Consider the following 12,285-nt stretch of genomic DNA (forward strand, 5'->3'; position numbering starts at 1 on the left):
GCTATTTACGTTTTGCGAAAAAACCTATTTTTTCCGAGTGCAAAGATAGTTTTTTATCTGTGAATTATGCAATACCCTAATTGCATTTTTTTCAATAAAAAACAGGAATTTTGAAAATCACTGCGTCAATTCTTATCCGTTAGCCTGTGATATTGTTAATTTCAACGAATGAAACACTTATACACACACCACGATAAAACGAATAAAAAACCTCAAAGAAAATTATCTAATAGATTTTAGTATTATCTCCAACCAGAACACCCTTAATCCTTCCTCCTTTTATCCTGAGGAATATTAACTATACCGCTACCATCAACCAGCCAATCACCATTTACATTAGCAATCTTAATGGGTAGTGTAAATTCCTTCCAGTCTTTTCCCCGAACTACTACATATCCTTCCTTTTCATCAACCGACTTGATCTCAAAACCCTGGTCAGGATAATCCTGTCCGTCGAAAATCGGGTCAAAACCGAGTCCCATTTCAGGATCTACTTTATCTGCCTCGTCAAGGATTCTTTTTAGTTCAGATTTAAAACCAGGCGTTACATAAGGGCTTTCAGATATAAATACCCTTATACCCTTCCCATTACTCCGATTATCACAGTCTTCTGTATACGCATTGATGAATTTCAAGGCAACATCAGCATATTGCCTACCAATTGAATCTGTCACCTGTTCAGCATCATCCACTCCTTCTGCACCAGTAACTACAGAATCTGCTGCTGCTTCAACTTTCACAGTAGTTGAAGCGGCATCCTGCTTATTTCCCTGACATCCGAATAAAGCCACAACACTAACGAATGCCCAAATTAAATGTTTCATAAGTAGTTTTTTTCAGGACACCAAACTACAAAAAAAACCCGTTAAGAAAATTCCTAACGGGTTTTTTGTTTTATTGAAGAAAGACTACTCTACAGTAACCGACTTAGCAAGATTTCTTGGCTGGTCTACGTTACATTCCCTCAATACCGCAATGTGGTACGATAATAACTGAAGTGGAATTGTAGTAAGCAACGGCGATAAAGCATCTGATGTAGCCGGTATCTCGATAACGTAGTCAGCTAAAGCTTTTACTTGTGTATCTCCTTTTGTTACAACAGCGATAATTTTTCCGCTTCTTGATTTAATCTCCTGTATATTACTTACAATCTTGTCATAATGCTCCTGTTGTGGCGCGATAATGAAAACCGGCATGTGCTCATCGATAAGCGCAATAGGCCCGTGTTTCATTTCGGCAGCAGGATAGCCTTCTGCATGAATGTATGATATCTCTTTTAATTTAAGCGCACCTTCTAAAGCCACAGGGAAGTTATAACCCCTGCCCAGGTAAAGCGCGTTTGGTGCATCTTTATAAACAGCTGCTATTTGCTGTGCAACATCGTTTGTTTCCAATGCTTCCTGTACTTTCTCCGGAATAAGCTCAAGCTCCTGCAGGTACCTGTGGAAATCTGAGTTATTCATTGTTCCTTTAGCCTTAGCCAAACGAAGTGCTATAAGTGTAAGCACGGTAATTTGTGTTGTGAATGCTTTTGTTGAAGCTACACCAATTTCCGGACCTGCGTGTGTGTAAGCACCTGCATGTGTTTCGCGCGAAATAGACGAACCTACTACGTTACAAACACCAAACACAAAAGCACCGTTTTCTTTAGCAAGTTTAATAGCTGCAAGAGTATCAGCAGTTTCACCCGACTGCGATATAGCAATAACCACATCATTAGGTCGTATAATTGGGTTTCTGTACCTGAATTCGGATGCATATTCTACCTCTACAGGTATACGTGCAAATTCTTCAAATATATACTCTGCCACAAGGCCTGCATGCCATGAAGTACCACAAGCAATAATAAGTATCCTGTCGGCATTAATAAACTTCTGAAGGTTATCTTCTATACCTGCCATTTTAATAAGCCCCTCGTTAGCATGTAGCCTTCCGCGGTACGTATCTTTAATAACACTTGGCTGCTCATAGATCTCTTTAAGCATAAAGTGGTCGTAACCGCCTTTTTCAATCTGCTCAAGGTTCATCTGTAGCTCCTGGATATAAGGATCTACCAATGAGTCATCTTTAATTTTTCTTATTTTAAGTGCTTTATCCAGCCTTATAATTGCCATTTCCTCATCTTCAAGATAAATAGCATTCGATGTATATTCAATAAACGGCGAAGCATCAGACGCAATGAAAAACTCGTCCTTACCTACACCTATAGCTAACGGGCTGCCTAAACGGGCAGCTACAATTTCGTTAGGTTTCTTTTTATCAAAAACAGCAATAGCATATGCCCCTACTACCTGGTTAAGCGCTACCTGAACAGCTTTACCAAGTTTAAGGTTATCGTTTTTCTGAACTTCTTCTATAAGGTTAACAAGCACCTCTGTATCAGTATCCGAATGAAAAACATACCCTCTTTTAATAAGTTCTTTTTTTAACGGCTCATAGTTTTCTATAATACCGTTATGAACTATTACAAGGTTACCCGAGTTAGAAACATGCGGGTGAGAGTTTACGTCATTTGGCACACCATGTGTAGCCCAACGTGTATGACCTATACCAATAGCACCATTTAATGTTATCTCTTTTTCTGCCCTTGCTTCGAGGTCAGATACTTTTCCTTTAGTTTTAGAAAGCTTAAGGTCGGTGCCATCGTAAATAACCACACCGGCACTGTCATATCCTCTATATTCCAGTCTTCTAAGACCTTTAATAATTACGGGATACGCTTCTCTGTGACCTATATAACCTACAATTCCACACATATTTATAGTTAGTTTGGTTTAGTATAATAAATTTCTAATTTAAGACGCTTTTTCTCGTCTGCCGAATTACTTCCGTGAAGTACAGTTCCAAACGGATGTACTGCAGAAGAAGATGGAGTTCGTTTAACCTGTATATCACCCTCGCTAAATGGCTCTTTAATTAAGCCGCTCGAAATAACATTTATGTTTTCTGTAACCACGAGGCCAAGCTTAACATTTGTTGAATCTCCCCTTACAACCCTGCTAATGTAGTTTGTAAGTCTGATTTTGTATTGTGTACCACGTTTAGTTGTAGCATCTAAAGCCAGTATACCGCCATGAATTGCTTTATTATACTTAGGAAACGATGTACTCGACGTCGCATCGGCATAATAATCAAATATCGGTTGGTTATTTTTTAAATCATATAAATATACCCTGAATGGCTCAATAGCTTTACTGCCATTTGCAGTTTTACCCATACCATCCTGAGAATCGTCGACGTTGAAAACAAGGTTAGCCTCGTTTATAAGCAGGTTTTTGTCTGCTTTTAAAGCATTTAGTGCCTCGTTATCTATATCTATAACAGCCATAGATCCCGCTCCTCCTTTTACATAAAGGCGTTCGTCTCCTTTTTCTGCATTAGTAGTAGCTAAAGCATCTGTAAACGTAGAGTTATACGTATTATCAAAGAAATTCACTCTGTTACCGGTAAGGTTAAACACCAATGTTTTAACTATTTTTTCTTTGTCTTTATCGGCAACAACTGTTCCATCTGAATTTGTCTTAATTTGCCAGTCTGTATACTTAACAGTTACAGTACCTTCCTGAAACTTAGCCATAGCCATAACAGCATCCGTTTTTTGCTCTACTTTAAAATAAAGACCCCTAAAATAATTTTTAAACACGTTATTATTTAAACGGTTAGCAGCATCTGTGTCAAATATTTTTTGCTTTATTACTGCTTTATCAAGGTTAAGAAAAATACCCGGAGCAAGGCGCTCAATTACTTTATCACTAGTCCCTTTTTTGTATCTGCGAACTATTTCTAAAGGACTGAATTTAAAATTCTCATTTTCTGTAGCATCGCCATTGTTAAGAGCATTACCCACTTTACGCTCTTCCACCATAGTCCTGTCTCCTGAATAGTAACGCTGAACACCATCGGCAGCTGCAGGATCTGCATCACGAAGGTAATAGCCGTTTTCATATACCTGAAGTCTGAAAGACGCTTCTTTATTTCCGTATATTGAATCCAGCTCATACTGGGTTGATGTCTCCCCGGAAGTTGTAGTCGTTCCTGTAGCTCTACTGTAATACGGCACATAAAGATAGACTGAATCTACCGTAGGTTCAAACAATGTTGGGTTTTGGTTATTTGTTGCAAACTCCATCTGGGTTACAAAATGCGATACTGTTTTACCAAAAACAGGATTATCATAAACCCCAAGCTGATTTAAAGCAGCATTATTACTTTGTACAGAACCTAAAGCCCTGTCGTGAGCAACAACGGCAATTTCCTGCCTAAGAAGATCACTATGAATATCCTCATCGATAATATCAGATTCTAACTGGTTAAAATCTTTATCGCATGATATAAAAAATACAACGCTTAACGCTAAAATTAGTTTTTTAAAAAATGAACTGTTCGTCATTAGAATGTTTGTTAGATTTACTATAAAACCTGATTTCTATAGAAATTAGTATACGCCTCTGCAAATTTATCTTTGCCAACAAATGGAAGGAAAGGTTTTCCTGAGGCCTCAACAAACTTAACCAACGAATCTGAAAGGTTATCTGAAGCAATGATAACAGCATCAGAATGTGCTATCGAAGCCTTCATTACATTCTCGTAATTAGGCACTTCAAGCATTGCAACGTCATCTTTAGGCACATTATCAAACAATACCTTTTTAAGCATGTCTTTATCAAGTGTACCTTCAAATCCCTGATTGTATACAGAAGTAACTATTTTGGTGTCGGCAAACAATGCCTCATCTTTGTAATAGTGTTTCATGTAAACCGGCAGCATACCTGCAAGCCATCCATGAACGTGAATAATATCCGGAACCCAGTTAAGTTTCTTAACGGTTTCTACAACGCCCTTTGCAAAAAATATTGCTCTCTCATCATTATCCGGGTATAAAGTACCGTCTTCATCAGATAAAGTAGCTTTTCGCTTAAAGTATTCGTCGTTATCAATAAAGTATACCTGAATTCTTTCCTTTGGTATAGAAGCCACTTTTATAATAAGCGGCATATCCATGTCGTTAACCACCAAATTCATTCCTGATAAGCGTATTACCTCGTGAAGCTGATGCCTTCTTTCATTAATATTTCCGTATCGGGGCATAAAAATTCTTATCTGCCCACCCTGGTCATTAATCATTTTTGGCACATCGTACGACATTAAAGACACTTCATTCTCAGCCAAATAGGGCACTACTTCAGATGATACATATAATATCCTCTTATCCTCCATGTTCAAAACTTGTATTTAGTTGTTGGTGTAAAAACATGCAAAATTAAACAATTTTGCGCATTATGTAACTATTATATTAATTTTGCGGTGATATTTAATCCGAAATTGATGCTCATTTTCAATAATAAAGCAGGTTTGACCTCGCTATTATCTACTTACGTAAGCCGCAAATCTTCAATAGGTTTCGTGCCTACAATGGGTGCACTGCACATTGGCCATCTTTCCCTGCTGGAAAAATCGGCACAGGAAAACGATGTTACTGTTATAAGCATTTTTGTTAATCCTACGCAGTTTAATAACCCCGAAGACCTCGAAAAATACCCTAGAACGCTTGATGCCGACGTAGAAAAGATAAAAACAGTAAGCGATAAGATTATTGTTTTTGCCCCTTCGGTAGATGAAATGTATGATGGAAACACCGTATCCGGACACTTTTCATTCGATGGGCTGGAACACCAGATGGAAGGCAGCCACCGTCCCGGCCATTTTGATGGCGTGGGTACAATCGTTAAAAAGCTTTTCGAAATTGTTACCCCTACCCGTGCCTACTTTGGTGAAAAAGATTTTCAGCAATTGCAGATCGTAAAAAAGATGGTGGAAAAAGAAGCCATGCCTTTAGAGGTAGTAGGCTGTCCTATCAGTCGCGAAAAAAGCGGACTGGCAATGAGTTCAAGAAACCAGAGGCTGTCTGAAGATGACAAAACCAAAGCAGCCCTTGTTTATAAGATATTAAGTGAAGCTCGTGAAAAATTTGCTTCCGAAAGTATTGAAGACGTAAAAAGCTATGTAAACAACGCCTTCAAAGCGCATCCTGAATTTGCTATGGACTATTTTGAGATAGCTGCAGAAGATAATCTTTTGCCCGCAGTTATTAAGGAAAACAAGAAATACAGGGCTTTTATTGCGGTTTTTTTAAGCAATGTTAGGTTAATTGACAATATTTCATTAAATTGATTACCTTTGCGCCATGCAAATTGAAGTTGTAAAGTCCAAGATTCACCGTGTTACGGTGACTGGAGCTGATTTAAATTACATAGGTAGCATCACCATTGACGAAGTTTTAATGGAGGCTGCTAATATTATTGAAGGTGAAAAAGTAGCTATCGTGAACATTAATAATGGTGAACGATTAGAAACTTATGCTATTAAAGGAAACAGGAACAGCGGAGACATTACACTTAATGGCCCTGCTGCCAGAAAAGTGCAAAAAGGCGACATCATTATCATTATATCGTACGGTATACTAGATTTTGAAGAAGCTAAGACTTTCAAGCCGTCACTTGTTTTTCCTAATGAACTAAACAATACTCTTACGTAGGTTTGAACAAGAAATTAAGCAAAATTTTAAGTATAACACTCCCTCTAGCCGTGGGAGTTTTTTTAATTATATATACTTATAATCAGTTTACACCGGCACAGCTGGAAGAAATAAAAGGCTATTTTAAAAACGCCGACTATTTCTATATTTACCTTTCTTTATTTGTAGGCCTTACAGGTCATATTGCACGCGCATACCGCTGGAAGTACACCCTGGCACATATAGGATATACAAGTCCGTTTATGGTTAAATTCAGTGCCGTATGCATTACATACCTTATGAATATGACGGTGCCGCGTAGCGGAGAGGTGAGCCGGGCGCTTGTTTTAAAACGCTACAGCAATATTCCTTTTGACAAAGCCTTTGGTACTATAATTAGTGAACGTGTGGTAGATCTTTTCCTGTTGCTGTTTTGCGTTGCCGGAACGGTTATTCTTCAGTTTGGCACCCTTAAAGATTACCTTAGTGAAAACATACCCTACCAAAACCTTATTATATACGGCATTTGCTGCGCTGTACTTATGGGAGGTGCTGTACTTTTTTACATGTACAGTAAAAACAAATGGCTTTTAAAACTGAAACAAAAAATATCCGGCCTTATGGAAGGTGTTTTAAGTGTGATTAAAATGCCTAACAAATGGCCGTTTCTACTACTATCATTATATATATGGTTTAGCTATGTGCTAATGTTTTACATTACCATATTTGCATTGCCTCAAACAGCACAACTTAGTTTTGGCGTTGTATGTGTAGGTTTTGTTATAGGCAGCCTTGCCATAACTTTTAGCAATGGTGGTTTTGGAGTATACCCTGCCGCACTTGCCGGAGTGCTTGGCCTTTATGCCGTACCTAAAGCTGCAGGAACTGCCTTTGGATGGCTTACATGGGCATCGCAAACAGGTATGCTTGTGTTTTTAGGAGCACTGTCTTTTTTAATATTACCGTTACTCTACAAACGTAAATAATTGCTACCTTGCCTGGCGTTTCTATCAACTAACCGCTAAGCAATGAAAAACAAAACCTTACTATTTTTATTACTTTTTACCACTTCGCTTTTTGCTCAAAAAAAGACTACCGAAGACATTCAGTCGCAAAAATTAAATGCTGTCAGGCAGATTACCATAGTAACACCGGCATCGTATGATGCTCCTGCCAACAAGAATAAAAAATACCCTTTACTGGTTTTGCTTGATGGCGATTATCTTGTAGACCCTTTTGCCGGAACATTATCGTACACAGAATACTGGAACGACCTGCCCGAAGTTATTATTGTTGGTATTAATCAAAACAAAAATAACGAACGCAAGACCGACTGCCGTATTGATAAAGAAACCGGTCTACCTGACGAATTCGGAGAAAAATTCTTCGATTTTATGGTGACCGAACTACTGCCGCAAATAGAAAAAAAATACCGCGTTTCTCCGTTTAAAATGATTGCCGGACACGACCTTACTGCAGGTTACCTTAACTTCTTTTTGTATAAAGAAAATCCAATTTTTAGTGCATATATAGCGTTAAGCCCTGAACTTCCTAAAGAAATGGAAACAGACCTTGCTACACGACTTGGCGAGATTAAGACTCCTGTGTATTACTATCTGGCTACTGCCGATGGCGATGTGCCTAAAATGCAGAAAAAAGTAAAAACCCTTGACGAAAACATTAAAAAATTAAGCAACCCTACGCTTAAATATTATTTTGATGACATTAAAGGGGCGTCGCATTACTCACTGGTTACATATGCCATCCCTGATGCGCTGTACCACATATTTGCAGTATACCAGCCCATAACATCTACCGAATACCAAGAAAAGATAGTTACTCTTAAAAGCGGTTATGTAGATTACCTGAATAAAAAATATGATGTTATTCAGAAAGATCTTGGGGTTAAAATTCCTGTAAGGCTAAATGATTTTAGGGCTATTGAAGCTGCCATACTTAAAAACGGTGCTTACGAAGAACTGAAAACATTATCTGACGTGGCTTCTAAAAACTACCCTAAAACAACTTTTGCAGAATATTACACCGGACTGTATTACGAGAAAACAGGCGATAATAAAAAAGCTATAAATGCTTATATGAAAGCCTATAGCCTCAGCGAAGTTGGTGAATATTCTAAAGATATGATGCTGGAAAAGGCCGATAATCTTAAGTAAAGCTGCCTGACTATAGAAATGCCGATATACCATTTAAACATATGTAGAGACGTTGCTATGCAATGTCTCTACTGGTAATAAGGGAAGCAATACGCATAAAACAAAACAGCGTTTTTAACTTTAAAAATGAGTCCTTTTATCTATTTTTGAGGCTTATAACAGATTACACCCGTTACATGGCTAAACTTAAAACTTCCTTTTTTTGTCAAAATTGTGGCACCCAATACTCTAAGTGGCAGGGGCAGTGCAATGCATGCAAAGAATGGAATACCATTGTTGAAGAAGTTATACAAAAAGAAGAGAAGCAGGCGTGGAAACCCTCTAACGGAGAGGTTAAAAAAGCAGCACGCCCTTTAAAGATAAATGAGATTGATTCGGCTCAGGAAATACGTCTTAACACAGGCGATGCAGAACTGAACCGCGTTTTGGGTGGCGGCCTGGTACCGGGATCATTGACGCTTTTGGGCGGCGAACCGGGTATAGGTAAGAGTACACTTCTGTTGCAGATATCGCTTAAGCTGCCTTACCGCACATTATATGTATCCGGCGAGGAAAGCCAGAAGCAGATAAAAATGCGTGCCGAAAGGATTACACCTTCGGCAGACAATTGCTACATACTTACCGAAACAAAAACACAAAACATCTTTAAGCAGATAGAAGCCATAGAACCAGAAGTGGTTATTATCGACTCTATACAAACACTGCATACCGATTATATAGAATCTACCGCTGGAAGCATATCGCAAATCCGCGAAACCACTGCCGAACTTATAAAATTTGCCAAAGAAAGCAATGTACCGGTAATACTTATTGGGCACATTACCAAAGACGGCAGTATTGCAGGACCTAAGATACTGGAGCACATGGTAGACACTGTACTTCAGTTTGAGGGCGACCGTAATCACGTGTACCGTATACTACGATCGCTTAAAAACCGTTTTGGTTCTACTGCCGAATTGGGTATTTACGAGATGCTTGGCACCGGATTAAGAGAAGTTACTAATCCGTCGGAAATATTAATTTCGCATAAAGAGGAAGAACTTAGTGGTACCGCGATTGCTACTACTATGGAAGGCATGCGCCCGCTAATGGTAGAAATACAGGCTTTGGTAAGTTCTGCTGTGTACGGAACTCCACAACGTTCTACAACCGGGTACAATGCCAAGAGGCTTAACATGATACTGGCAGTGCTGGAAAAACGTGCCGGTTTCAGGCTTGGCGCGAAAGACGTGTTTCTTAATGTTACGGGTGGCATAAATGTTGATGATCCTGCTATAGACCTGGCAGTTGTAGCGGCAATATTATCCAGTAACGAAGACATTCCTATAAATAAAGATTTTTGTTTTGCGGGAGAAATTGGCCTTTCGGGAGAGATTCGCCCGATAAACAGGGTAGAACAACGCATACTGGAAGCAGAAAAGTTAGGATTTTCTACTATTTTTGTATCTAAGTACAATAAAATTTCATTAAAAAACACACTAATTGACATCAGGCTGGTGGCAAAGATTGAAGATGTAGCAGGCCACCTATTCGGTTAGACAATTATATATAATGCGAAAAAGAAAAAGCGGAAAACGCATAGCAATACTGGTATTAAAAATTGCTGTTGTAATCATCATACTTTCGGTAGCATCTTTTTTTGCTTTCCGTAACATGGTGCTGGATAAAGCAATTACAAAGATTACCAACAAGATGAACACCGAATACAACAGTACATTTACTGTAAAATCGGCAAAATTCAAAGGCTTTTCCAATATAGAAATGGAAGGCATTACTCTTGTTCCTAAAAATGCAGATACCCTTTTACAGGTAAAAGAACTTAAAACCAGTATAAATCTGGCAAAGCTGCTTACCTGCGATGTTCAGCTCGGTACGCTGGAAATGAAACATGGTTTTGTTCAGTTGGTAAAAAATTCGAATGGAAGAAACTTTGACGCTTTCCTGAAAAACAAAAACAAAGACGAGGAAGACGACAGCAGCGACGGTGCTAATTATGCAGACAGAGCATATAGGATACTTAACCGTGCGCTAAACCTTGTCCCAACAGACATGAACCTTACCAACCTTACACTTCGCCTTGAAGATATGGGCAGGAAGGTATCGCTGCACTTGGGTAACCTTACACTAGCCGATAAGCAACTGGAATCTACCATTGGAGTACGTGGCGAAAATATTGTACAGAACTGGAAAGTAAAAGGTTTTGCCGATCCGCGTAACAAACAGGCCGACCTTGACTTTTTTAATACCGACACAACCCGCATTGAGATTCCTTTTATCTATAAGCGTTACGGACTTAAATCTGGTTTTGATGCCATACATGTTAATGTAGATAAGATTGACATGAGTGGTGGTGAATTGCACTTAGACGGCTACGCATCTATCAAGAATTTTATGGTAAACCATAAGCGTATTGCTAATCAGGATGTAGTTATAGACGATGCCCGTTTTGATTACCGTTTTCTTTTCGGAGAAGATTTCGTTGCGCTGGATAGTACGTCTACAATGCAGCTTAATAAAATTAAGGTACATCCTTTCTTAAAATACAGCGTGGAAGAAGATACTATTTACGAAATGAAAGCCCGAATCCCAAAAATGCAGGCGCAGGATTTTATAGTATCATTACCTAACGGATTATTTACAAACTTTGAAGGCATGGAAGCCGAGGGAAGCTTTAGCTATAGCCTCGACTTTATGTACAATAAAAACAAACCTAACAAGGTGGTGTTTGACAGCAGCCTGAAAAAAGAAGGACTTAAGATTATAAAATATGGCGAGGCCGACCTTGCCAAACTTAATACAGGTTTTACATACAGGGCTATTGAGAACGGAAGGGCACAACGCGCTGTTTCGTTAACAACGGGCAATCCGTACTATACGCCTATGGAAAACATATCGCCCTACCTTCGTAAAGCGGTGTTAACCAGCGAAGACCCCTCATTCTTTAGTCACAGGGGTTTTATCAACGAGGCATTTAAACAGTCTATTGTTAAGAACATACGAACTAAAAAGTTTGCACGTGGAGCCAGCACTATAAGTATGCAGCTGGTTAAGAATGTTTTTCTTACCCGCGAAAAAACACTTTCGAGAAAACTTGAAGAGATATTACTGGTTTACATACTGGAGAACAACCGCATTGCCAGCAAAGAACGTATGCTCGAAGTGTACTTTAATGTTATAGAATGGGGACCCGATGTATATGGTATTGGCGAGGCAGCTGCGTATTATTTTGACAAAAGCCCAAGCCAGCTTACCCTTGACGAATGCGTATACCTGGCTAGTATTATACCAAGGCCAAAAGGCTTTATGTGGCAGTTTAATGAACAGGGCGAACTTAAGCCACATGCAGTTAGACACAGCGAATATATTAAAAACATTATGCTAAGGCGCGGATTGCTTACCCCAGAAGATACCATTGCACAATCCGGGCAGGTAAATGTTATAGGCCGTGCGCGCTCGCGAATAAGAATTAAAGAAGTTAACCCTTTTGAGAACGATTCTACCGGGGTACAGGATTTCCTTATTAACTTTACAAAACGCGCTTTTTAAAAAATATTTTGGGTTCGTCCCAACCTTTTAGGCAGCAGGATAATCTATAGT

10 protein-coding genes are annotated in these 12,285 nt (G+C 39.0%); 6 read left to right on the top strand and 4 right to left on the bottom strand.

Going from position 1 to position 12,285, the window contains the following annotated elements; all coding sequences use genetic code 11:
• Positions 1-263: 263 nt before the first annotated feature.
• The 4 genes from ALW18_09185 to ALW18_09200 all read right to left on the bottom strand — a co-directional run bounded on the left by ALW18_09185 (position 264) and on the right by ALW18_09200 (position 5,217).
• Positions 264-692, bottom strand: a complete 429-nt coding sequence (locus ALW18_09185; protein ID AOE54367.1) for a hypothetical protein — start codon at positions 690-692, stop codon at positions 264-266.
• 216 nt (positions 693-908) lie between these two features.
• On the bottom strand, positions 909-2,756 hold the full coding sequence (locus ALW18_09190) for a glutamine amidotransferase (protein ID AOE52666.1): 1,848 nt from the start codon (positions 2,754-2,756) through the stop codon (positions 909-911).
• Positions 2,757-2,764: 8 nt separating this feature from the next.
• Complete coding sequence (locus ALW18_09195; GenBank protein AOE52667.1) at positions 2,765-4,390, bottom strand: hypothetical protein; 1,626 nt, start codon at positions 4,388-4,390, stop codon at positions 2,765-2,767.
• A gap of 20 nt (positions 4,391-4,410) precedes the next feature.
• Positions 4,411-5,217, bottom strand: coding sequence for a glycogen synthase (locus ALW18_09200; protein ID AOE52668.1), 807 nt, complete (start codon positions 5,215-5,217; stop codon positions 4,411-4,413).
• Between the two features lie 108 nt (positions 5,218-5,325).
• Here ALW18_09200 and ALW18_09205 point away from each other — a divergent pair, with 108 nt between their 5' ends.
• From ALW18_09205 to ALW18_09230, 6 genes are all read left to right on the top strand, one after another.
• Positions 5,326-6,171, top strand: a complete 846-nt coding sequence (locus ALW18_09205; GenBank protein AOE52669.1) for a pantoate--beta-alanine ligase — start codon at positions 5,326-5,328, stop codon at positions 6,169-6,171.
• A 13-nt stretch (positions 6,172-6,184) separates the two neighbouring features.
• Positions 6,185-6,535: an aspartate decarboxylase gene (locus ALW18_09210; protein AOE52670.1), complete on the top strand. Its 351-nt coding sequence runs from the start codon at positions 6,185-6,187 to the stop codon at positions 6,533-6,535.
• 2 nt (positions 6,536-6,537) lie between these two features.
• Complete coding sequence (locus ALW18_09215; protein AOE52671.1) at positions 6,538-7,500, top strand: hypothetical protein; 963 nt, start codon at positions 6,538-6,540, stop codon at positions 7,498-7,500.
• 42 nt (positions 7,501-7,542) lie between these two features.
• Positions 7,543-8,688, top strand: coding sequence for a histidine kinase (locus ALW18_09220; GenBank protein AOE52672.1), 1,146 nt, complete (start codon positions 7,543-7,545; stop codon positions 8,686-8,688).
• A 176-nt stretch (positions 8,689-8,864) separates the two neighbouring features.
• Entirely contained in the window at positions 8,865-10,226 is a 1,362-nt protein-coding gene (locus ALW18_09225; protein ID AOE54368.1) for a DNA repair protein RadA, read from the top strand.
• 13 nt (positions 10,227-10,239) lie between these two features.
• Complete coding sequence (locus ALW18_09230; protein ID AOE52673.1) at positions 10,240-12,234, top strand: glycosyl transferase; 1,995 nt, start codon at positions 10,240-10,242, stop codon at positions 12,232-12,234.
• The last annotated feature ends 51 nt before the right edge of the window (positions 12,235-12,285 follow it).

Origin of the sequence: Flavobacterium psychrophilum (assembly GCA_001708385.1) — a bacterium.
Lineage (GTDB): Bacteria > Bacteroidota > Bacteroidia > Flavobacteriales > Flavobacteriaceae > Flavobacterium > Flavobacterium psychrophilum_A.